General features: G+C 66.6%; 17 protein-coding genes. 6 read left to right on the top strand and 11 right to left on the bottom strand.

From position 1 onward, the window contains the following. Nucleotides 1-312: 312 nt before the first annotated feature. The 3 genes from ACZK2R_RS08695 to ACZK2R_RS08685 form a co-directional block, all read right to left on the bottom strand. Entirely contained in the window at nt 313-1878 is a 1566-nt protein-coding gene (locus ACZK2R_RS08695; RefSeq protein WP_180836821.1) for a protein adenylyltransferase SelO, read from the bottom strand. Between the two features lie 32 nt (nt 1879-1910). Beyond that, the gene (locus ACZK2R_RS08690; RefSeq protein ID WP_180836819.1) at nt 1911-2600 is read right to left on the bottom strand and encodes a glutathione S-transferase family protein; all 690 of its coding nucleotides are present in this window, start codon (nt 2598-2600) and stop codon (nt 1911-1913) included. A gap of 187 nt (nt 2601-2787) precedes the next feature. After that, nucleotides 2788-2997 (bottom strand): cold-shock protein, encoded by a 210-nt coding sequence (locus tag ACZK2R_RS08685; RefSeq protein WP_004153307.1) that lies wholly within the window; start codon nt 2995-2997, stop codon nt 2788-2790. Nucleotides 2998-3298: 301 nt separating this feature from the next. Here ACZK2R_RS08685 and ACZK2R_RS08680 point away from each other — a divergent pair, with 301 nt between their 5' ends. Further along, a complete protein-coding gene (locus tag ACZK2R_RS08680; RefSeq protein WP_010484520.1) occupies nt 3299-3787 on the top strand; it encodes a YaiI/YqxD family protein in 489 nt (162 codons plus the stop codon). Between the two features lie 6 nt (nt 3788-3793). Here the strand turns inward: ACZK2R_RS08680 and ACZK2R_RS08675 are convergent, their stop codons facing one another. Then, a complete protein-coding gene (locus tag ACZK2R_RS08675) occupies nt 3794-4672 on the bottom strand; it encodes a pseudouridine synthase (protein WP_125895965.1) in 879 nt (292 codons plus the stop codon). A 124-nt stretch (nt 4673-4796) separates the two neighbouring features. Between ACZK2R_RS08675 and ACZK2R_RS08670 the strand changes: the two genes are divergently transcribed. From ACZK2R_RS08670 to ACZK2R_RS08660, 3 genes are all read left to right on the top strand, one after another. After that, nucleotides 4797-5345 (top strand): YaeQ family protein, encoded by a 549-nt coding sequence (locus ACZK2R_RS08670; protein WP_049400101.1) that lies wholly within the window; start codon nt 4797-4799, stop codon nt 5343-5345. Next, nucleotides 5342-6526: a BaiN/RdsA family NAD(P)/FAD-dependent oxidoreductase gene (locus tag ACZK2R_RS08665; RefSeq protein ID WP_121503055.1), complete on the top strand. Its 1185-nt coding sequence runs from the start codon at nt 5342-5344 to the stop codon at nt 6524-6526. Before ACZK2R_RS08670 ends, ACZK2R_RS08665 begins: the two co-directional genes overlap by 4 nt. Before the next feature lie 91 nt (nt 6527-6617). Continuing rightward, nucleotides 6618-8687 (top strand): GGDEF/EAL domain-containing response regulator, encoded by a 2070-nt coding sequence (locus tag ACZK2R_RS08660; protein ID WP_180836817.1) that lies wholly within the window; start codon nt 6618-6620, stop codon nt 8685-8687. A 71-nt stretch (nt 8688-8758) separates the two neighbouring features. Here ACZK2R_RS08660 and fabV read toward each other — a convergent pair whose 3' ends face one another. From fabV to queA, 6 genes are all read right to left on the bottom strand, one after another. Continuing rightward, nucleotides 8759-10018 carry an enoyl-ACP reductase FabV gene (gene fabV, locus ACZK2R_RS08655; RefSeq protein ID WP_049425168.1) on the bottom strand — a complete coding sequence of 420 codons (1260 nt, stop codon included), beginning with the start codon at nt 10016-10018 and terminating at the stop codon, nt 8759-8761. A gap of 720 nt (nt 10019-10738) precedes the next feature. Then, entirely contained in the window at nt 10739-11719 is a 981-nt protein-coding gene (gene secF / locus ACZK2R_RS08650; protein ID WP_125895587.1) for a protein translocase subunit SecF, read from the bottom strand. A gap of 15 nt (nt 11720-11734) precedes the next feature. Continuing rightward, a complete protein-coding gene (gene secD / locus ACZK2R_RS08645) occupies nt 11735-13591 on the bottom strand; it encodes a protein translocase subunit SecD (protein WP_125895586.1) in 1857 nt (618 codons plus the stop codon). 61 nt (nt 13592-13652) lie between these two features. After that, nucleotides 13653-13997: a preprotein translocase subunit YajC gene (gene yajC, locus ACZK2R_RS08640; protein ID WP_046430173.1), complete on the bottom strand. Its 345-nt coding sequence runs from the start codon at nt 13995-13997 to the stop codon at nt 13653-13655. 134 nt (nt 13998-14131) lie between these two features. Next, nucleotides 14132-15262 carry a tRNA guanosine(34) transglycosylase Tgt gene (tgt, locus tag ACZK2R_RS08635; protein WP_125895585.1) on the bottom strand — a complete coding sequence of 377 codons (1131 nt, stop codon included), beginning with the start codon at nt 15260-15262 and terminating at the stop codon, nt 14132-14134. A 177-nt stretch (nt 15263-15439) separates the two neighbouring features. Next, nucleotides 15440-16507 (bottom strand): tRNA preQ1(34) S-adenosylmethionine ribosyltransferase-isomerase QueA, encoded by a 1068-nt coding sequence (gene queA, locus ACZK2R_RS08630; RefSeq protein WP_125895584.1) that lies wholly within the window; start codon nt 16505-16507, stop codon nt 15440-15442. 210 nt (nt 16508-16717) lie between these two features. On the opposite strand from queA, the gene ACZK2R_RS08625 reads away from it, so the two are divergent. Both ACZK2R_RS08625 and ACZK2R_RS08620 read left to right on the top strand, forming a co-directional pair. Further along, a complete protein-coding gene (locus tag ACZK2R_RS08625; protein ID WP_125895583.1) occupies nt 16718-18214 on the top strand; it encodes an aminotransferase class III-fold pyridoxal phosphate-dependent enzyme in 1497 nt (498 codons plus the stop codon). 241 nt (nt 18215-18455) lie between these two features. Then, on the top strand, nt 18456-19049 hold the full coding sequence (locus ACZK2R_RS08620; protein ID WP_125895582.1) for an LOG family protein: 594 nt from the start codon (nt 18456-18458) through the stop codon (nt 19047-19049). A gap of 19 nt (nt 19050-19068) precedes the next feature. On the opposite strand, the gene ACZK2R_RS08615 is transcribed toward ACZK2R_RS08620, so the two are convergent. Next, nucleotides 19069-21909 carry a bifunctional diguanylate cyclase/phosphodiesterase gene (locus ACZK2R_RS08615; RefSeq protein ID WP_125895581.1) on the bottom strand — a complete coding sequence of 947 codons (2841 nt, stop codon included), beginning with the start codon at nt 21907-21909 and terminating at the stop codon, nt 19069-19071. Nucleotides 21910-22106: the final 197 nt, after the last annotated feature.

Below are 22106 nucleotides of genomic sequence, written 5' to 3'. Positions count from 1 at the left end.
GCGATGCGTGGATGGATCTCTATCGAAATCGAATGTTTCGAGAATTGAACGAAGAGCATCCACGCATGGCGTGGATCTACCGTGTCGACCAAGGTCGACACCTACCCACAGCAGCGGGAATCTGTCGGAGGCGGGGCGGTGTGGGGCTGCAGGACCGTTGGCGCCATGGATGGCGCCATCGAGCCCCCATGGACGGGTTTACGGCGTGTCCTGCAGCCCCACACCGCCCCGCCAGACCACGGAATCCGCTTTTGCTCTGGCTGTTGCCCTGGCCTCTGCGGGTGCAGGGCGCAGCCCTGCCGAAACCCACCCTCAGGAACTGCAGGACAGCATCGAGCAGCCGGCGCGGTTGTCGGCCCACGCCGGGCGCTTGCCGGCGAAATGCTCCAGCCCGGCACGCTCGGTGTACGGATCACGCAGTACGTCCTGCAACGCATGAACACCGCCGAGGTCGCCCTGTTCGGCGCGGTCGATGGCTTCCTGCGCCAACCAGTTGCGCAGCACATACAGCGGATTGGCCGCGGCCATCTTCGCCGTGCGTTCGCTGGCCGACAACGGATCGGCCTGCAACCGTGCCGCGTAGTCCTGCAGCCACTGCTGCAACGGTGCCTGCACCGCCTGCTGGCGCGCCTCGTCGTAGTACACCGCGTCCAGCAGCGCCGCATCCGCTGCCGTCGGATCGAGGCGCATCAGCGCGCGCCAGGCCAGGGTCATGTCCATGGCACCGTCCTGCATCAACTGCTGCCAGCGCAGGTAGAGCTGCAGGTCGTCATCGTCGGCAGCGGCCAGGCCCAGCTTGGCTGCGGCATCGCGACGGGTGCAGGCCACGAAGGTGGACTGGTAGGCCGCCAGACCGGCCTGCAGCGGCGCCACATCGGCGAACAACGGCGACAACGCCTGGGCCAATCGGCTCAGGTTCCAGTACGCCACCTGCGGCTGGGTACCGAAGCGATAACGCCGGCCCTGCGCGTCGGTGGTGTTCGGCGTCCAGTCCGGATCGAAATCCTCGACCCAGCCGTAAGGGCCGTAATCGAGTGTGAGGCCGAGCACGGACAGGTTGTCGGTGTTCATCACGCCATGCACGAAACCCACGCGCATCCAGTGCGCGATCATCTCGGCGGTGCGCACCGCGATCTGCGCGAACCAGTCGCCATACAGCGCCTCGCCCTGCCCTTCGAGCTCCGGAAAGTCGCGGGCGATGCAGGCGTCGACCAACTGCTGGAGCAACGCGGTTTCGCCACGCGAGGCCGGCAGTTCGAAGGAACCAAAGCGCAGGAACGACGGCGATACCCGGCACACGATGGCACCCGGCTCCGCGCGCGGGTGGCCGTCGTAGAACATGTCACGCACCACGTCGTCGCCGGTACCGACCAGCGACAACGCGCGCGTGGTCGGCACCCCCAGATGGTGCATGGCCTCGCTGCACAGGAATTCGCGGATGGACGAGCGCAGCACCGCGCGGCCATCGGCGCCGCGCGAATACGGCGTCGGTCCGGCACCCTTCAGCTGCAGTTCCCAGTGACGGCCATCGGGTGCGACCAGTTCGCCCAGCGAGATCGCGCGGCCGTCGCCGAGCTGGCCCGCCCAATGGCCGAACTGATGGCCACCGTAGTTGGCCGCCCATGGCTGCATGCCTGCATACAGTGCGTTGCCACCGAATACACGCGCGAAACCTTCGCTCTCGACCTCAGCGGTATCGAAGCCGAGCATCGCGGCGACGTCCGGCGCCCAGGCCAGCAGCGTGGGCGCCGTCACCGGGGTCGGCATCACCGGCGACCAGGCCGCGCCCAGCACTTCGCGGCGGCGCGGGCCGGATTCGGGGTCGCCCGGCAGGGTATGCAGCAGGCGGTTGTCGAAACGGGGGCTGTCGGTATCCATGGTGCTGAAGATGGGGGCGACGGCCGCCCGCCTCAATTGCCGCTGAGCGCCTGCAGGTGGCCGCCGTGGGCCTCGGCACGCTGGTAGGCCGGGCGCTCACCGATACGCTTGAGGAAGCCACGCAGTGCCGGCTTGTCGTCGAGGCCACCACCGCGCGCGGCAGCGGCCTGGATCGGGAAGCTCATCTGGATGTCGGCCGCACTGAAGCGCTCACCGGCAAACCACGGGCTTTCGGCCAGGCGGCGCTCCATCCAGTCCAGGTGCAGGCGCCGCTGCGGGCCGATGAAGCCGCGCTCGGCCTTGTCGGCAATGCTGCGTGCGATCGGGCGGGCGAAGAACGGCATCGGCGCGCTGCGGATGCGACCGATCACCAGGGTCAGCAGCAGCGGCGGCATCGCCGAGCCTTCGGCGTAGTGCAGCCAGTAGCGGTAGGCGATGCGCTCGGCACCATCGGCAGGCGTCGGCGACGGCGACAGCTGGCGCTGGGTGTCGTAGCGGTCAGCGAGGTAGTCGAGGATCGCCCCGGACTCGGCCAGTACCAGCTCGCCATCCTGCAGCACCGGCGACTTGCCCAGCGGGTGCACGTTGCGCAGTTCCGGCGGCGCCAGCAGCGTCTTCGGATCACGCGGATAGCGGCGCAGTTCGTAGTCCAGCCCCAGCTCCTCCAGCATCCACAGCACGCGCAGGGAACGGGAGTTTTCCAGATGGTGGACGATGCGCATGGGGGGTGATCCTTGGGGAGGCCCACATCGTACCGCGCGCAGTGCATGCCCTTTGTAGAGTCGAGCCATGCTCGACTGGCTTTGAGAACAGTCGAGCGTGGCTCGACTCTACAAAAAACGGCGGGCAATAAAAAACGCCGGAAGCTTTCGCTTCCGGCGTTCTGGCTACCAAACGGTAGCAGACGGATTAGACCGCCTGCACCTGGTCAGCCTGCATACCCTTCTGACCCTGGACGGCGATGAAGGTAACCTTCTGGCCTTCCTGCAGGGTCTTGAAGCCGGTGCCCTGGATGGCACGGAAGTGCACAAACAGGTCCGGGCCGCTTTCCGGGGTGATGAAGCCGAAGCCCTTGGCGTCGTTGAACCACTTGACGGTGCCGGTCTGACGATCAGACATTTGACTAACTCCTGAAACACATGTTGAAAAAATCGCAGCCACCGGGTATCGGGGCCGAGACTGAGTTGCAGGCGTTGGTAAAGCGGATCGATGAGCGGATCGTGAGATCAACTGCACCAGGCCACGATTCACGGTGACCCTAGCAAACACAGTGGGACGAACGATACGCGTGTTTTCTGCAAAAAGCGATAGCCCGGACGTTCATGGGCAGACCCCGCCCGCTAGACGTGACAAGGGCTGGCAGCCGATCGAGGCTAACTCCGAGTCCCCATTCAGGATTTTCCTACCCTACACTGGGTAAATGACTGAAGCTGAAACCCAAGCTGAACCCGCTCTCCCACGCATCTGGGTAGACGCGGACGCCTGCCCCACCGTCATTCGCGACATCCTGTTCCGTGCCGCTGAACGCGTTGGGATCGAGCTGACCCTGGTCGCCAACCAGTGGATCCGGACCCCGCCCTCACGCTGGCTGCGCTCGATCCAGGTCCCCCAGGGCCTGGACGTGGCCGACAGCGCCATCGTCGAGCGGGTCGCCGCCGGTGACCTGGTGGTCACCCAGGACATCCCGCTGGCCGCACTGGTGCTGGAAAAGAAGGCGGTGGCGCTGAACCCGCGTGGCCAGCTGTACACCCCGAACAACATGGCCGAGCGGCTGTCGATGCGCAATTTCATGGAAGAGCTGCGCGGCGCAGGGGTGCAGACCGGGGGCCCACCGCCGCTGGGACCCCGTGACCGGCAGCTGTTCGCCGCCGAACTGGACCGCTGGCTGGCGCGGCGCCCGGTTCGCTGAACGGCCCTACCCGCCCAGGCCGGGCAGGCACAGGCGGCGCTGGCTGCTGAACCGCCTGGGCTCGCCGCTCAATGGATCGTCGAAGGCCAGCCCCTGCGCCAGCAGCTGCAGGGGCGCCTCGACCGTTTCATCCGGGCGCAGCATCAGCTGTGGATACAGGTCATCGCCCTCGATGGGGGCGCCCAGCATCGCCATATGCACGCGCAGCTGGTGTTTGCGGCCGGTTTCCGGCCGCAACCGGTAGCGCCAGACCGGCCCCTCGGCCTCGATCAGCTCGATCCGGCTGCGGGCATTGGGCTCGCCCGGCACTTCGGCCATGCGGAAGAACGGCTCCCCTGGCACCAGCCGGCTGTCCCGCTGCAACGGAAACGCCAGCCCCGGCAGCGCCGGTGCCAGCGCCTCGTAGGTCTTCCCGATGCGCCGCTCGCGGAACAGCCGCTGGTAGGCATCACGCGTGCCTGCCTGGGTGGAAAACAGCACCAGGCCGGCGGTCAGCCGGTCCAAGCGGTGCAGCGGCACCAGCTCGGTGTTGCCGGTGCGGACGACCAGGCGCGAGAGCAGGGTTTCCCGTACATACCCACCGGCCGGCGTCACCGGCAGGAAGTGCGGCTTGTCGGCCACCAGCAGGTGCGCATCCAGATGCAGGATGGTCTCGGCGAAGGGAATCACCGGCTCGTCGGCCACCTCGCGGAAGTACTGGATTTCCAGCCCCACCTGCCAAGGCATGTCCGGCGCCAGTGCCCTGCCCTGCGCATCCTGCACGCGGCCTCGGGCGAAGCGGTCCTGCCATTGCGCACGGTCGATGCGCGGGAAACGCGCGCACAGGCCATCGAGCAGGCTGGACCAGTGGCCGGGTGGCAGCTGCAGGCGGCTGGGCAAGGTCATGGCGTCCACTCCGGCCACGGGAAAGAGCGCAAGAGTGCCACCGTTGACGCTGCGCAGACAGACCGGCAACGGACACCCCTGGAGCAAACCTCTATCATTGTCGTCTTTAGTCCACGGACCCCCCATGGCCCTCACCGCCACCATCCGCAAGGCCGAACTGCAGATCAGCGACATGGATCGCGGCTACTACGCGACCCACAACCTGACCCTGGCCCAGCATCCGTCCGAGACCGACGATCGCCTGATGGTGCGCCTGCTCGCCTTCGCGCTGAACGCCGGCGACCGCCTGGAATTCGGCCGCGGCCTGAGCACCGATGACGAGCCGGATCTGTGGGAACACGACTACACCGGCGACATCCTGCAGTGGATCGACCTGGGCCATCCGGACGAATCGCGTATCCGCAAGGCCAGCAATCGCAGCCGCCAGGTGCAGGTGATCAACTACGGCGGCAACGCCTCGGAGATCTGGTGGGGCAAGCAGAGCAAGGGCCTGGCACGCTTCGACAATCTCTCGGTGGTTGATCTGGACGGTGAATTCGTCGAGCGCTGGGGCCAGCAGATCCAGCGCGCCATGCGCTGGAGCGTGCTGATCCAGGACGGTGAAGTGCAGCTGCTCAACGACCAGATCCAGCTCGACGTGATCCCGAACTGGCGCAAGCGCGCCAAGGCATGAGCACGATCCGTTGCGACGTGGTTGTCATCGGCGCCGGTGCGGCCGGGCTGATGACCGCGATCACGGCTGGCCAGCGCGGCCGCCAGGTGCAGGTGATCGACCATGCCAACAAGGTCGGCAAGAAGATCCTGATGTCCGGCGGTGGCCGCTGCAACTTCACCAACACCGGCACCACCCCGGCCAACTTCCTGTCGGCCAACCCGCACTTCTGCAAGTCGGCACTGGCGCGCTACACGCCCTGGCACTTCATCGAGCTGGTCAGCAAGCACGGCATCGCGTATCACGAAAAAGAGCTGGGCCAGTTGTTCTGCGATGTCTCGTCCAAGCAGATCGTGAAGATGCTGGTGGACGAATGCCAGGCGGCAGGCGTGCAGGTGCGTACCGACTGCAGCGTGCAGCGCATCGAGCATGGCAGCGATGGATTCCGCGTGCACACCACGCAGGGCCTGTTCCATTGCGCCTCGCTGGTGGTGGCCACCGGCGGCCTCTCCATTCCCAGCATGGGCGCCAGCGGCTTCGGCTATGAAGTGGCCCGACAGTTCGGCCACCAGGTGCTGCCGACCCGCGCCGGGCTGGTGCCGCTGACGCTCAGCGGCAAGCACCAGGAACGGCTGGCCGACCTCAGCGGCGTCGCTCTGCCCATCGAGGCGCGCTGCAACGGAAAGAGCTTCCAGAATTTCATGCTGCTGACCCATCGCGGCGTGAGTGGCCCGGCGATCCTGCAGATCTCCTCGTTCTGGCAACCCGGCGACGCGCTGGAGCTGGACCTGCTGCCCGGCCAGGATGCCGGCGAGTGGTTGCGCCAGATGAAGCGCGAACGTCCTGCCGCCGAGCTGCGCACGGTGCTGGGCGAGGTACTGCCGAAGCGGCTGGCACAGCGGTTGTGCGAACACTGGCTGCCCGACCGGCCCGTGCGCCAGCTGGACGAGCCGGTGCTGCGCCAGGCCGCACAGCTGCTGGGCGCGTTCCCGCTGGTGGCCAGTGGCACCGAGGGCTACCGCACCGCCGAGGTCACCCTGGGCGGCGTGGATACTGCCGAGGTCTCGTCCTCGACGATGGAATCCAAGCGCGTACCCGGCCTGCATTTCGTCGGCGAGGTGCTGGATGTGACCGGCTGGCTGGGCGGCTACAACTTCCAGTGGGCCTGGGCCAGCGGCCACGCAGCCGGTGGCGTGGTGTGAACCACATCGCCGTTCGATGCGTGCAAGGGGTGCGCGCATGGACGGTTCGCCGCGCATCGTGTATCTAGATTTGCAGATTGGGGAGCAGTGCATGCAGAACGCGAACGACATCACCATCCGCCTGCTGATCGTCGATGACAGCGGCGAGAACGCCGAAGCCATCGTCAGCACGCTGCGCAACAGCGGCATCGCGGTACGCCCGTGGCGTCCGCAGGATGCAGCCGAGCTGGCCCAGGTGCTGGCCAGCCAGGCCATCGACCTGGTGCTGGCTTCGCCCTCCCAGGGCATCCCGCTGCCACTGGTGGCCCAGCATATTGCTGCCAGCGGCAAGGACATTCCGCTGGTGCTGCTGGCCGAGCGCATCGACGAGGATGAACTGGTGCAGGCCAGTAGCCACGGCATCCGCGCCCTCGCCCTGCGCCAACGTCCGGAGCATCTGCTCGCCGTGGTCCGCGACCAGTGGGTGGACCTGCAGGCGCGTCGTGGCCTGCGCCGCATCGAGGCGCAGATGCGCGAAACCGAGCGCCGCTGCGACGCGCTGATCGCCTCCTCGCGCGACCCCATCGCCTACGTGCATGAAGGCATGCACATCCGCGCCAACGATGCCTATCTGGACATGTTTGGTTACGAACATTTCGACGACATCGAAGGCATCTCGCTGCTGGACATGGTCGCCGCCCAGCACGTGGAGGGCTTCAAGCAGCTGCTGAAGGGGCTGAGCCGTGGCGAGGCGCCGCCGCCGCAGTACCAGCTCGACGCGCGCCACGAGGATGGCAGTGCGTTCCCGGCGACGATGGAGTTTGCCGCTGCCACCTACGAAGGCGAATCCTGCCTGCAGGTGGTGCTCCGCCGCCGCATGGAATTCGACCCCGAGCTGGCACGTGAGGTCGAGGACCTGCGCCAGCGCGACCAGGTCACCGGCCTGCTCAATCGCCCGACCTTCATGCTGCAGCTGGAAAGCGCGGTGGCCCAGGCCGGGCGCAGCGAAGGCCAGTTCGGCCTGCTGCTGATCGAGCCGGACCACTACGCGCGCCTGCTGCCGGACATTGGCCTGGCCTCGGCCGACACCCTGATCGGCGCCCTTGCCGGCCTGCTGGCCGAGGTGGTCGGCGAGGACGCACAGCTGGCCCGCTTCGGCGAACACAATTTCGCCGTGCTGCAGGCCGGGCCCTATGCGCAGACCGTGGCGCTGGCCGAGCGCATCCGCGAAGCCTACGCCGCGCACGTCTTCAGCATCGGCGCGCGCTCGGCCACGGTAACGGTCAGCATCGGTGGCGTGCAGGTGGGCGAGAAGATCGCCAGCATCGGCCAGGTGCTGGCACGCGCCAGCGAATGCACGCAGGCCGCCGCCGAACTGGGCAATACCTGCCGCATCTTCGACCCGGCCGCCGCCGACCGCGTGGAGGAAGAACGCGTGCTGCGCTGGGTCGCCCGAATCCGTGAAGCGCTGGCCGGTGACGGCTTCCAGCTGCACTACCAGCCGGTGCTGAACCTGCAGGGCGAGTCACTGGAGCTGTACGAGGCCTACCTGCGCCTGGAGAACAATGGCGAGCTGCTGAGCCCGACCGCGTTCCTCGGTATCGCGGAGGAGCACGGCCTGCTGGCCGACATCAACCGCTGGGTGGTGTCACGGGCCATCGCGGTGCTGGGCCAGCGTGCACGCGAAGGCCATGCCACGCAGATGCTGGTGAAAGTGACGCCGGAATCCTTCGACGACCCGCAGATGATCGCTACCCTGCGCCGCGAGCTGCAGGCTCAGGGTGTGCCCGGCGAACGGCTGTGGCTGCATGCGCCGGAAGCGAAGGTGTTCACCCACCTGCGCAGTGCACAGCAGTTCCTTGCCGAAGTGGCACCGCTGGGCTGCCGCATCGGCCTGGAGCAGTTCGGTTCGGGGCTGGATTCGTTCCAGCTGCTGGCCCACTTCCAGCCGCAGTTCCTCAAGCTGGACCGTGGCTTCACCAGCGACCTGGCAGCCACCCGCGAGAACATCGACCGCATCAGCCAGATCACCGCGCGCGCGCAGGAAGCCGGCATCCGCACCATCGCCGAGTTCGTCAGCGATGCCAATTCGATGACGTTGCTGTTCAGTGCCGGCGTGGACTACGTGCAGGGCGACTTCGTCGGCCCGGCGTTGCCGGAGATGGGTTTCGAGTTCGGGTGACCGATGGTAGTGCCGGCCGCTGGCCGGCACCACCCAAAGAGAAGGCCGGCTTTCGCCGGCCTCTTCGTTGATCAGGTCATGTCGACCAGGTTTTCGATCTTCACGTCCGGATTGACGTCGGCCTCGTAGTCGACACCCTCCACGCCAAAACCGAACAGGCGCAGGAAATCGGCCTTGTAGCCGGCCAGATCGCTGATCTCGTACAGGTTCTCGTTGGTCACCTGCGGCCACAGCGCGACCACCTTGCCCTGCACGTCCGCGGCCATTTCCTTGTAATCGGCACGCAGGCGGCCTTCGTCATCGACCAGCGCGACGGTGTGGCCATCGCCATCGACCAGGTCGTGGCGCAGACGATCGACCGCCACGCCATCGGCCTTGCCGCCGTAGAGGATGTCGTACAGCACGTCGAGCTGTTCGATGCAGCCTTCGTGCGTGCCCTTTTCCTTCATCACCTTGAACAGCAGCGACAGGTACAGCGGCATGGTCGGAATGGCCGAGCTGGCCTGGGTGACCACGGCCTTCAGCACCGACACGCGCGCGTCGCCACCGATCCTGGCCAGCTTCTCGCGCAGGCCCAGCACCTTGTTGTCCAGGTCCTTCTTGGCCGCACCGATCGAGCCATTCCAGTAGATTGCCTGGGTGATCTCTTCGCCCACGTAGGTGAAGGCGGTGGTGGTGCAGCCATTGGCCAGCACGCCGGCGTCGGCCAGCGCATCGATCCACATCTGCCAGTCCTCGCCGCCCATCACCGCGACGGTGCCAGCGATTTCTTCCGGGGTGGCCGGCTGCAGATGGGTCTCGGTCAGCACTTCCTTGTCGGTATCCAGGCCACGCAGGGTGATCGGCTCGCCGATCGGCTTCAGCGTGGAGCTGATGATCTCTCCTGTCTTCGGGTGCTTGCGGCGCGGCGCGGCGAGGCTGTAGACGACCTGGTCGACCTGGCCGAGATCGGCCTTGATCATCTCGATGGTCCTGGCCTTCACTTCATCGGAGAAGGCATCGCCGTTGATGCTCTTGGCGTACAGGCCGGCTTCGTCGGCGTACTTGTGGAACGCGGCGGAGTTGTACCAGCCCGCAGTGCCCGGCTTGGTTTCACTACCCGGGCGTTCGAAGAAGATGCCCAGGGTGGCGGCGCCACTGCCGAAGGCGGCAGTGATGCGCGCAGCCAGGCCGTAGCCGGTGGAGGCGCCGATCACCAGCACGCGCTTGGGACCATTCTGGATCGGCGGACGTGCGCGGATGTAGTCGATCTGCTGCTTGACCGCGGCTTCGCAGCCGGTCGGGTGGGTGGTGACGCAGATGAAGCCGCGGACGCGCGGTTTGATGACCATGGATACCTCGGGTTGGCAGATGCGGCGCACGGGGCGCTCAGCAGGAATACGGGCGCGCGCCTGCGCGCGCGAACCGCAGGATCGTAGTGCGCGGGGGAAGATTGCACAACCGACGGCGGCGTAGGGTGGGGTTTGTTCTGCAGGGTTGCACCTTGCACCCGCAGAGGCCGGAGCAACGGCCGGAGCCGGAGCAACTTCAAAAGCTGGGTTCCTGTGGGTTGGCGGGGTGGGTCCGGTTGCGGGGACGCCGTAAATCCGTCCATGGAGGCTTGGCCGCGGCATCCATGCCGCGGACACCCCCGCAACCGGACCCACCCCCGCCTTCGACAGATTTCCGCGATCTGTTGGAGCGGCATCCTGCTCTGGTAGGTGTCGACCTTGGTCGACATGGATGAACTCATTCAATATCTGACAGATGTGTCGACCAAGGTCGACACCTACCAACAGCCGCGCGATCCAACAGCTGCAGGAATCTGTCAGAGGTGGGGCCATGTGGGTTGGCAGGACCGTTGGCGCCATGGATGGCGCCATCGAGCCCCCAAGGACGGGTTTACGGCGTGTCCTGCCAACCCACATGGGCCCACCATTCCACGGAATGCCCGCTGTTGCTATTGCTGTTGCCGACCAGCGGCCGGCACTACCGCGGGTGCAGGGCTGCAAGCCCTGCACACAAAAAACCCGCTTGCGCGGGGTTCTCTGTGTGTTGCCTGCAGCGGGTGCTTACGGGCGACGGGCCAGGGCCTCGATGTCCTTCGCCTTCGGCAGCAGGTCCTGCTTGCTGACGCGCAGGAAACCGATCGTCAGCATCGGCACCGCCACCAGGATCGAGGACAACACCACGATCACCGCACCGATCATGTGCGTCTCGGCCAGGCCTTCCATCGAGCTGCCGCCGTACATGTACAGCGCCAGCGCCGACAGGAAGAACATCACCGCGGTGATCACCGTACGCGACAGCGTCTGGTTGATCGAACGGTTCAGCACTTCCATCGAGTCCACGCGCAGGCTGCGGAAGTTCTCGCGGACGCGGTCGAAGACCACGATCAGATCGTTGATCGCAAAGCCCATCACCGACAGCAGGCCGGCCAGCACGGTCAGGTCGAACTCACGGCCCAGCAGGGACACGTAAGCGACCGTCACGATCAGGTCGAACATCGCCACGATGCTGGCGGTGACCGCGAACTTCCATTCGAAGCGCACCGCGATGTAGATCAGGAAGCCGGCCAGCATGAAGATGGTGGCGTACAGGCCATTCATCGCCAGGTCCTTGCCGATCTGCGGGCCCACGAACTCGTTGCGGAGCACGGTGGCCTGGTTGTCGGCGGTGGACAGTGCCTTCACCACGGCGGCGGCGGTGGCCTTGTCCTCGTGCGCGGCGTCGCCGGTACCGGCAGCGTGCTCACCGTGCGGGGCCAGGCGGATCAGCAGATCGGTGTTGCCACCGACGCTCTGCACCTGGGCACCGTCGAAGCCACTTTCCTCGAGCCTGGTACGGACCTGCTCGACGTCCACCGCCTTGTCGAAGCGGGCTTCGATCAGGGTGCCGCCGGTGAAGTCCAGAGCGTAGTTGAAGCCCTTGAAGCCGATGATGGCAACCGAGGCCAGGAACACGATGACCGTGACAACCATCGCGACATGGCGCCAGCGCATGAAGTCGATCTTGGTGTCGTTCGGGAGGATGTGCAGCGGAAACAGTTTCATGTGCGTGTCGTCCCGTCAGATGGCCACGTTCTGGAGCTTCTTGCGGCGGCCGTAGATCAGCGTCGCCAGCGCACGCGACACGGTGATCGCGGTGAACATGGAGGCGAAAATACCGATGATCATGGTCAGCGCGAAGCCCTTCAGCGGACCGGTACCGAATGCGAACAGCGCCACACCGACGATCAGGCCGGTCAGGTTGGCGTCGAGGATGGTGCCGGAAGCACGCTCGTAACCGGTCACGATCGCGGTCTTGCCCGGCACGCCGGCACGCAGCTCTTCACGGATACGCTCGTTGATCAGCACGTTGGCGTCCACCGACAGGCCGACCGACAACGCCAGACCGGCGAAGCCCGGCAGGGTCATGGTCGCGCCGAACAGCGACATCACCGCCACCACGATCAGCAGGTTGAACAGCATCGCGATCGAGGTGATCACGCCGAACATGCGGTAGTAGACGCTGAAGAACACCAGGGTGAACAGGAATGCGAACACCACCGCGCGCATACCGTTCTTGACGTTCTCGGCACCCAGGCTCGGGCCCACCACGCGCTCTTCGACGAAGTCCATCGGCGCGGCCAGCGAGCCGGACTTCAGCAGCTTGGCCAGGTCCTCGGCTTCCTTCTTCTGCAGGCCGGTGGTCTGGAAGTTCTTGCCGAACACGCCGTTGATGTTGGCCACCGAGATCACTTCCTCGTTGACCTTGAAGCCACGCACTTCCTGGCCGTCGACGACGGTCACGGTCGGCACGCGCTCGGTGTAGACCACCGCCATCGGCTTGTTCACGTTGGCGCTGGTGAAGTCGAACATGCGCTGGCCGCCGACATTGTTCAGCGTCACGCTGACCGCCGGAGAGCCGCTGTTCGAATCGGTCACCGCCTGCGCGCCGACCATCTGGTCACCGGTGACGATCACGCGCTTGTTCAGCAGGACCGGACCACCGCCATCACGACGCTGGTAGACCTTCGCTTCCGGCGGAATGCGCCCGGAGTTGATGGCGTCCTGTGCATTGCCGTCAACCACCGCGCGGTACTCGAGGGTAGCGGTGGCGCCGATCATGCGCTTTGCTTCGGCGGTGTCCTGCACGCCCGGCAGCTGCACCACCACGCGGTCGGCACCCTGGCGCTGGATGATCGGCTCGGCCACACCGAGCTGGTTCACGCGGTTGCGCAGGGTGTTGATGTTCTGCTCGATGGCGCCGTTGGCAATCTGGGTGATTTCGGTTTCCGGCACGGTCACCGTGATGCGATTGCCGCTGACGTCGTAGCCGAGGGTCGGCTGCGCCTTCACCAGGGCGGTGCGGGCACGCTGCGCGGCGTCGTCACCGGCGGACGGGCTCAGGTTCGCCACGATGCTGTTGTCAGCGCGGCGTTCCACCGACTGGTACGGGATGCGGGCGTCGCGCAGGGTGCTGCGCACGTCTTCGGTGTAGGCGTCCAGGCGCTTGTCGAGGGCGGCCTTCTGGTCGACCTGAAGCACGAAGTGCACGCCACCCTGAAGGTCCAGGCCCAGCACCATCGGACGACCGCCGAGGTTGGCCAGCCAGTCCGGCACGGTCGAGGCCAGGTTCAGGGCCACGGTGTACTTTTCGCCGACCGTGTCACGCAGGGCGTCGCTGGCAGCGGACTGCGCCTTCAGGTCCGACAGGCGGACGATCAGGCTTTCCCCTTCCTTCTCGACACCGATGGTGGTGACACCGGCCGTCTTCAGGTCGGCCAGCACACGGTCACGCAGCGCATCGTCGATCTGGCCGCCACGGTTGGCGGTGATCTGGAGGGCCGGGTCCTTCTGGTAGATGTTGGGCAGCGCGTACAGCGCGCTGAGCGCCAGTACGATCAGGATGACGACGTACTTCCAGCGTGGAAATTCGAGCATTGCTTGGGTCCCGCGCGGCGCCATCCCCGGCGCCGCGGTTGTGCATCGGAAAGGGAGTGGCTTACTTGGCCGAATCCAGGGTGCCGGTCGGCAGCACGCTGCCAACAGCGCCCTTCTGCACGCGGATGCGCACGTTCTCGGCCACTTCGATGGTGATGAAGTTGTCGCCGATGTCGGTGACCTTGCCGGCGATGCCGCCATTGGTCAGCACTTCGTCACCACGCTTGATCTTCTCCAGCATGGACTTGTGTTCCTTCTGCCGCTTCATCTGCGGGCGGATCATCAGGAAGTACATGATGGCGATCAGGATGACCGGGAACAGCAGCGTGGTCAGGCCCATGCCCTGCGGTTGGCCGCCGGCGGCCTGGGCGTGGGCGGCGGGAATCAGGAAGGCAAGCAGGTTCATCGTTGGTCCTTTGGTTGGGCGGCGCTTCGGCCCTTTCACGGGCACGAGGTGTCGACCGCGGATCTGGGTCAGCCTTGAAGTATGCCACGGCCCCGGGCATTCGTCCTTGGGCCGTTTGGCAGGGGGTGTTCGGGTTACAGGGGCGGCGCGACCGCCCCGCGTGCCGCGTAGAAAGACTCACGGAAGGCCAGGAAGGTTCCCGCCTCGATCGCCGCGCGGATGTCGGCCATGAGCTTTTCGTAATAGAACAGGTTGTGCAGGGTGCCCAGCATCGGCGCCAGCATCTCGTTGCAGCGGTCCAGGTGGCGCAGGTAGGACCGGGTGTAGCCGCCGGTGCAGGCCACGCAGCCGCAGCCCGGCTCGATCGGGTCCATGTCGCGCGCGTACTGGGAATTACGGATGCGAACGGTGCCGAACGAGGTGAAATAGTGGCCGTTGCGCGCGTTGCGGGTGGGCATCACGCAGTCGAACATGTCCACGCCACGTGCGACACCCTCGACCAGGTCCTCCGGCCGGCCCACGCCCATCAGGTAGCGCGGGCGGTCGGCGGGCAGTTCCGGGTCCAGGTGGTCGAGCATGGCGTTGCGCTCGTCTTCGGGCTCGCCCACGGCCAGGCCGCCGATGGCATAGCCGTCGAAACCGATCGCCTGCAGGGCATCGGCCGAGCGGCTGCGCAGGTCGGTGTGCACGCCGCCCTGGACGATGCCGAACAGGGCCGCGTCGTTGCCCAGCTCGTCATGCGCGTTGCGGCTGCGCTGGGCCCAGCGCAGGCTCAGCTCCATCGAACGGCGGGCGACATCCTCGGTGGCCGGGTACGGGGTGCACTCGTCGAAGATCATCACCACGTCCGAATCGAGCACCTTCTGGATCTTCATGCTCTCTTCCGGGCCCAGGAACACGCGGGCACCGTCGGTTGGCGAAGCGAAGGTCACGCCCTGTTCGGTGATCTTGCGGCGATGGGCCAGCGAGAACACCTGGAAGCCGCCGGAGTCGGTCAGGATCGGGCCATCCCAGCGGCAGAAGCCGTGCAGGCCGCCGTGGTCGGCGATGATGTCCAGGCCCGGCCGCAGGTACAGGTGGAAGGTATTGCCGAGGATGATCTCGGCGCCCAGCGCACGCACCTGGTCCGGCAGGATGCCCTTGACCGAGCCATAGGTCCCCACCGGCATGAAGGCCGGCGTTTCCACCGTGCCACGCGGGAAGGTCAGGCGGCCACGGCGGGCACGGCCGTCGCGGGTCTTGAGCTGAAACTGCAATCGGGACATGGAGCGGTCATTCGGGCAAATAGTCGCCCATTGTCTCCCAAAACCGGGTCGACCGCCCATTCAGGCCTGAACGGCACGGCAGTAGAGCCACGCCATGCGTGGCTTTCCTGGCCTCCAGGCACCGGCAAGTGCGCACCAACGGTGCGCACCCACCGCAAGCAGGCAGAGGTCAGCGCCCTACCCCGCCTGCGGGAACAACAGCATCGCGTCGCCGTAACTGAAGAAACGGTAGCGCTGCGCGATCGCGTGCTGGTAGGCCTCGAACACGCGCGCCTTGCCGGCGAACGCGGAAATCATCATCAGCAGCGTGCTTTCCGGCAGGTGGAAGTTGGTCACCATCGCGTCGACGCTGCGGATGCGGTAGCCGGGGGTGATGAAGATCTGCGTTTCACCCGCGAACGGCAGCAGTTCGCCATCGCGCATCGCGCTTTCCAGGGCGCGCACCACGGTGGTACCGACGCCGATCACCCGACCGCCGGCGGCGCGCGTGCGCCGTACCTGCTGCACCAGCTCGGCACCCACGTTCAGCCACTCGCGGTGCATTACGTGGTCCTTCAGATCATCGGCACGCACCGGCTGGAAGGTGCCCGCACCCACGTGCAGGGTGACGTGGCCAAAGTCCACACCCTTGTCCTTCAGCGCGGCCAGCAGCGGTTCGTCGAAATGCAGGCCGGCGGTCGGCGCGGCCACCGCGCCCACTTCGCGCGCGAATACGGTCTGGTAGCGCTCGCGGTCGTCCATGCCCGGCTCGCGCTGGATGTAGGGCGGCAGCGGCAGGCGGCCGGCATGCAGCAGCCACTGTTCCAGCGATTCCGGCACATGGAATTGCAGCACATAGAACTCGCCGTCGCGGCCCAGCACCTCGGCTTCGCCACCGGCATCCAGCGCGATGCGGCTGCCGGCCTTGGGCGACTTGCTGGCGCCCACCTGGGCACGTGCCTGCTGGCCGCCGAGCAGGCGCTCGATCAGGATCTCGACGCGGCCGCCACTGGCCTTCTGCCCGAACAGGCGCGCCGGGATCACCCGGGTGTCGTTGAACACCAGCAGATCGCCCGGCTGCAGCAGCGACGGCAGGTCACGCACCTGCAGGTCGGTGAAGGCATCGGGCGCCGGAGGCACCAGCAGCAGGCGGCTGGCGGAACGCTCGGCCAGGGGCGCCTGCGCAATCAGTTCAGCCGGCAGGTCGTAGTTGAAATCGGACTTCTTCAAGGCAGTGGGCGGCAACAGGTCGACAATGGCGCGCATTGTACGTCCAGCGTCTGCGAGCCAGCGCGCTCCGCGGCGAACGTCGCGCAAAATGCTGCTATGCAGCAGGTTTCCGCGGGGTTATCGCGCAAAAAAACAAGTGCTAGCATCGAGTCGGAAGTCCGCTGCACGAGCCTGCCCCAAGCGCGCGTGATGACGCGCGTTTTGCTTTTGAAGACCCGTGCGACCCATTGTTTCAGGAGATCTGCAATGAGCTTCATCGAACGCCTCGCCCCCCTGCGCAACCAGCCCGGCACCCGCCTCACCTCCGGCCTGGACGACGCCACCCTGACCGCCCTGTCCGCCAACCACCCGCAGCTGATCGCCGCGGTGGACGCCGCCGCCGAGGAATTCGCGCGCGTGCAGGCCGACCTGGGGCCGCTGCTGGCGCAGGACGAACAGGCGCAGATCGACGCGATGCAGGACGGTTTCGTCAATTTCTATGCCGATGACGCGGTGACCCCGTATGTGGCACTGGCTGCGCGCGGCCCGTGGGTGGTCACCCTGAAAGGCGCCGTGCTGTACGACGCCGGCGGCTACGGCATGCTCGGCTTCGGGCACACCCCGGACGCCGTGCTGGAGGCGATGGCCCGCCCGCAGGTTATGGCCAACATCATGACCCCCAGCCTGTCGCAGCAGCGCTTCATCACCGCCCTGCGCGCCGAGATCGGCCACCGCCGTGGCGGCTGCCCGTTCGCCCGTTTCATGTGCCTGAATTCCGGTTCCGAGGCGGTCGGCCTGGCCGCGCGCATCGCCGACGTCAACGCCAAGCTGCAGACCGACCCGGGCGCACGCCACGCCGGTGCTGCGATCAAGCGCGTGGTGGTCAAGGGCAGCTTCCACGGCCGTACCGACCGCCCTGCCCTCTATTCGGACTCCAGCCGCAAGAGCTACATGCAGCACCTGGCCAGCTACCGTGGCGAGGATTCGGTGATCACAGTGGCGCCGTACGACGAAGCCGGCCTGCGCAAGGTGTTCGAGGATGCCACGCGCAACCAGTGGTTCATCGAGGCGGTGTTCCTGGAACCGGTGATGGGCGAAGGCGACCCGGGCCGCTCGGTGCCGCCGTCGTTCTATACCGTCGCCCGCGAACTGACCCGTGCCCATGGCAGCCTGCTGCTGCTCGACTCGATCCAGGCCGGCCTGCGTGCGCATGGCGTGCTCTCGGTGGTCGATTACCCGGGCTTCGAAGGCCTGGACCCGCCGGACATGGAGACCTACTCCAAGGCACTCAACGCCGCGCAGTACCCGCTGTCGGTGCTGGCGGTGACCGAGCATGCCGCGCAGCTGTACCGCAAGGGCATCTATGGCAACACGATGACCAGCAACCCGCGTGCACTGGACGTGGCCTGCGCCACCCTGGCCCAGCTGACCCCGCAGGTGCGCGCCAACATCGCCGAGCGTGGTGCCGAGGCCGTGCGCAAGCTTGAACAGCTGAAGAACGAGCTGGGCGGACTGATCACCAAGGTGCAGGGCACCGGCCTGCTGTTCTCCTGCGAACTGGCGCCGCAATTCAAGTGCTACGGCGCCAACTCCACCGAGGAATGGCTGCGCCAGCACGGCATCAACGTGATTCACGGTGGCGAGAACTCGCTGCGCTTCACTCCGCACTTCGGCATGGACAGCGAAGAGCTGGACCTGCTGGTGGGGATGGTCGGCCGCGCGCTGCGTGAAGGCCCGCGCCGCGAGCAGGCAGCGGCGGCGTAAGTCTCGTTCTTTGTAGAGTCGAGCTTGCTCGACTCAGCCGTAGCCGCGATCTGAACGAAGAGCAGCCGAGCATGGCTCGGCTCTACAGGGGCCCACCGCGGTCTGAACGAAGAGCAGCCGAGCGCGGCGCGGCTCTACAGAAGGCCCCTGAAGGCCTCATAATCCTTGGGCACCCCGTCCCTGACCGCCCTGCGGTCGGCGACGGGGCGTTTTCGTTTCCGGCCAAGAGACAGGAAGATCCATGAAATCGATCTGTGTGTACTGTGGTTCCAACGCTGGCAGCAAGCCGGCCTACACCGAACGCGCCCTTGCCCTGGGCGACCGCATCGCCCGCGACGGGATGCGCCTGGTGTACGGCGGCGGCAATGTCGGCCTGATGGGAACCGTGGCCAATGCCGTGCTCGCCGCCGGCGGCGAAGTGACCGGCGTGATCCCGCGCCAGCTGGCCGACTGGGAAGTGGCCCACCGCGGCCTGACCGAACTGGAAATTGTCGGTTCGATGCATGAGCGCAAGTCGCGCATGTTCGACCTCGCCGATGGCTTCGTCACGCTGCCCGGCGGCTTCGGCACCATGGAAGAGATCTTCGAGATGCTGACCTGGCGCCAGCTTGGCATCGGCAACAAGCCGTGCGCCTTCCTCGACGTGGAAGGTTTCTACGCCCCGCTGATCGGCATGATCGACCGCATGGTGGAAGAGCGCTTCCTGCACCCGGACCAGCGCCAGGACCTGTGGTACGGCTCGGATATCGAAGCGATGCTGGAGTGGATGAAGAACTACAAGCCAGCGCAGGCCTCGAAGTGGATCGACGAAAAGCGTCGCGCCGCCCTGCGCTGATGCTTTCCTGCGCGGCGGCTCAGACCGCCGCGCAGCTCCACGGTGCGGGCCGCCCCAGCAGATAGCCCTGGCCGTAGTCGCAACCCAGTTCGCGCAGGGTCTGCCGCTGCGCCTCGGTTTCGATGCCCTCACCGATGGTCTCGATGCCCAGCGTACGCGCCAACGACAGCACGCCCTCGACCAGTGCCCGCGTGCTCTGCACTTCCGGCCCATGCAGGCCGGCGATGAAGCTCTGGTCGATCTTCAGCGTACTGATCGGGAAACGGTGCAGGTAGGACAGCGCCGAGAAGCCGGTACCGAAATCGTCCAGCTGCACCTGGATGCCGCGCTCGCGCAGGCCCTGCAGGATGCGCAGCGTGTGCGGGCCATCGTCCAGCAGCGCCACCTCGGTGATCTCCAGGCGCAGCCGGCGCGGATCGGCACCACATGCATCCAGCAGGCCGAACAGGCGGCCGCTGAACCCGGCGGAGCGGAAATGGCGCGGTGATACGTTCACCGAGACGTAACTCTGCCCGCCCTCGGCCAGGCCGGCAATCACCTGTTCGTAGATCAGCCAGTCGACCTGCTCGATCAGGCCGCTTTCCTCGCCCAGCTCCAGGAACGCCCCCGGCAGCAGCAGGCCGCGGCGCTCATGCTGCCAGCGCAGCAGCGCTTCGTGGCCCACCACCTCGCCATCGGACAGGCGCACGATCGGCTGGTAGAACGGCACGAAATCGCGGTTGTTGATCGCACGACGCAGGTCGGCTTCCAGATCGAGGCTGCGCATGGCCTGCTCGCGCATGTCTTCGTCGAAGATCGCACAGCGGTCATGGCCCTGCGCCTTGGCCCGGTACATTGCCGCGTCGGCATCACGCAGCAGCTCTTCGCCGGTGCGGTAGCGGGGGTTCCACAGCGCGATGCCCAGACTGCCGGACGGGAACAGTTCGCGCCCGGCGATCCACATCGATTCCTGCAGCGCCAGCAGGAGGCGCTGGCCAAAGTCCAAGGCCTGGGCCAGGCCCTGCGGGCATTGCAGCAGCACCGCGAATTCGTCACCGCCCAGCCTGGCCACCACGTCCTCGGTGCCGGCCATCGATACGATGCGCTTGGCCACTTCCACCAGCATGCGATCGCCGGCAGCATGCCCGATGCTGTCGTTGACCAGCTTGAAGCGGTCCAAATCGAGGAACAGCACGGCGAACACCGGGCCGCCCTCACGCTTGGCCAGGGCCAGCGCATCCTGCAGGCGGTCCAGCAGATGCAGGCGGTTGGGCAGCCCGGTCAGCGCATCGTGCATGGCCTGGTGGGTCAGGCGCTGTTCGGCACGCAGGCGCTCGCCGATCTGGCCGAGCAGCTTTTCGTTGACCTCGGCCAGTTCGCGCGTGCGTTCCTCCACGCGCTTCTCCAGCTCGGCATGCGCCGAGCGCAGCCGTTGCTGGTCGCGCTGACGGGCCAGGCCGGTACCGATGTTCTGCGCGACGAAGGTCAGCAGGCGCTGGTCATGCACGCTGAAAATGCTGTTCTCGCTGTAGCTCTGCACCACGATCGCGCCGACCACTTCGTCGTCGCGCAGCAGCGGTACGCCCAGCCAGCAGTGCGAACGCGCACCGGATTCACGCACTTCGCCACTGGCCAGCAGCGCGTCGATCTGCGCACGTGATGCCAACAGTGGCCGCCGGTTGCGCACGACGTACTCGGTCAGGCCCCGGCTGAACGGTCGCGGCGCGCGGCTGGCGTTGTGCTCGTCCACCGAATAGACGAAGTCCAGGCCGTTGCCGGCCGGGTTGACCAGGGCGATGTAGAAATTGCGAGCGTCGAGCAGGCGCCCGACCACCCCATGCACCTGTCCGTAGAACTGCGCCAGGCTGTCGGCCGACATCGCCATCTCGGCGATGTTGTACAGGGCGGTCTGCAGCTGTTCGGCGCGTCGACGCTCGGCCACCTCGTCCTGCAGGCTGTGATTGGCGCGCTGCAGTTCCTGGGTGCGCCGCGCCACCTGCTGCTCCAGCCGCACCTGCGCCTGGCGCCGGTCCATCGCGGTCTGCACGTGCTGCGCAACGAAGCCCAGCAATGCGCGCTCGGCCTCGCCATAGCGGGCCGCCTGCTCATAGCTCTGGACCACGATGGCACCGCATACGCGGCCATCGCGCAGCATCGGCACGCCCAGCCAATCCAGACTTTCGGGCCCGCGTTGCGGGTCGTGCTCCTGCTCCATCACCTGCGCCAGCAGTTCGCGCGAGGGACCACTGAGCGGCTTGCCATGACGCAGCAACGCCACGGTCAGGCTGCGCGGCATCTCGCTGGCGTCATGGCTCTGCGTGGGATCGGCGACGAAATCATCGACCTGATCGGCGAAGTACAGGAAACGGATCTGGTCGCGCACATCGTCGTATTCCACGATGTAGCAGTTCTCGGCATACATCAGCGTGCCCAGCACACCATGCACGTGGCGCAGCATCTCGGGCATTTCCAGGTCGGCACCGGCCAGATCTGCAATCTGGAACAAGGCCTGCTGCAACCGCTCGGCCTCTTCCAGCGCCTTGATCTGGCCGGCCTGGCGGCCGCGCTGCAGCGCCAGCTCCATCGCCTGCCGGGCAACCCCCCACCATGCCGGCGAAGGCACCGCGCCTTCCACCGACAACAGCAGGCGCGCCCCATCATGTTCCCAGCCGTGCTGGCCGTCGCCCACGCCTGGCGCCGCCGCATCACCTCCGGCAGCCGCCCTCGGCCAGGCCCCCTGGCCACGGCCAAGCTGCGGGTCATCCCAGCCGACGCGGACCACGGCCGCTTCCGGCAGAAGCGCATGCAACGCGCGCACCAGCGCCGCGCTCAGCACGGCCTCGTGTGGTGGCTCTTCCGCCGGTTCAGCATGCGTGGACAAATGACAATCTCTTGGCGCCGTCAGTGCGTCGCCTCCCCTGAGCCGCCGAGCATAGCGCGCCACCCGGGGGGCAATGGAAGCCCGTGAACCCCGAATCGTGCGCCCGTACGTTTTTCCTGCTGACCGTAGCCCCTTCCGAGCCATGACCCTCGCCCTGCCCGCCCTCGCCACCGGCTATGCGCCATCGCCTGCAGGCC

It is taken from the genome of Stenotrophomonas sp. 96582_Sma, from assembly GCF_056480905.1.
This window is presented reverse-complemented; position numbering and strand designations above follow the sequence as displayed.

Bases quoted from the DNA above. Each gene is read 5' to 3' on its own strand.
- ACZK2R_RS08675 (WP_125895965.1), bottom strand. From the start codon at position 4,672: ATGACCTTGCCCAGCCGCCTGCAGCTGCCACCCGGCCACTGGTCCAGC.
- ACZK2R_RS08620 (WP_125895582.1), top strand. From the start codon at position 18,456: ATGAAATCGATCTGTGTGTACTGTGGTTCCAACGCTGGCAGCAAGCCG.
- ACZK2R_RS08660 (WP_180836817.1), top strand. From the start codon at position 6,618: ATGCAGAACGCGAACGACATCACCATCCGCCTGCTGATCGTCGATGAC.
- fabV (WP_049425168.1), bottom strand. From the start codon at position 10,018: ATGGTCATCAAACCGCGCGTCCGCGGCTTCATCTGCGTCACCACCCAC.
- yajC (WP_046430173.1), bottom strand. From the start codon at position 13,997: ATGAACCTGCTTGCCTTCCTGATTCCCGCCGCCCACGCCCAGGCCGCC.
- queA (WP_125895584.1), bottom strand. From the start codon at position 16,507: ATGCGCGCCATTGTCGACCTGTTGCCGCCCACTGCCTTGAAGAAGTCC.
- ACZK2R_RS08695 (WP_180836821.1), bottom strand. From the start codon at position 1,878: ATGGATACCGACAGCCCCCGTTTCGACAACCGCCTGCTGCATACCCTG.
- secD (WP_125895586.1), bottom strand. From the start codon at position 13,591: ATGCTCGAATTTCCACGCTGGAAGTACGTCGTCATCCTGATCGTACTG.
- ACZK2R_RS08680 (WP_010484520.1), top strand. From the start codon at position 3,299: ATGACTGAAGCTGAAACCCAAGCTGAACCCGCTCTCCCACGCATCTGG.
- secF (WP_125895587.1), bottom strand. From the start codon at position 11,719: ATGAAACTGTTTCCGCTGCACATCCTCCCGAACGACACCAAGATCGAC.
- tgt (WP_125895585.1), bottom strand. From the start codon at position 15,262: ATGTCCCGATTGCAGTTTCAGCTCAAGACCCGCGACGGCCGTGCCCGC.
- ACZK2R_RS08690 (WP_180836819.1), bottom strand. From the start codon at position 2,600: ATGCGCATCGTCCACCATCTGGAAAACTCCCGTTCCCTGCGCGTGCTG.
- ACZK2R_RS08665 (WP_121503055.1), top strand. From the start codon at position 5,342: ATGAGCACGATCCGTTGCGACGTGGTTGTCATCGGCGCCGGTGCGGCC.
- ACZK2R_RS08670 (WP_049400101.1), top strand. From the start codon at position 4,797: ATGGCCCTCACCGCCACCATCCGCAAGGCCGAACTGCAGATCAGCGAC.
- ACZK2R_RS08625 (WP_125895583.1), top strand. From the start codon at position 16,718: ATGAGCTTCATCGAACGCCTCGCCCCCCTGCGCAACCAGCCCGGCACC.
- ACZK2R_RS08685 (WP_004153307.1), bottom strand. From the start codon at position 2,997: ATGTCTGATCGTCAGACCGGCACCGTCAAGTGGTTCAACGACGCCAAG.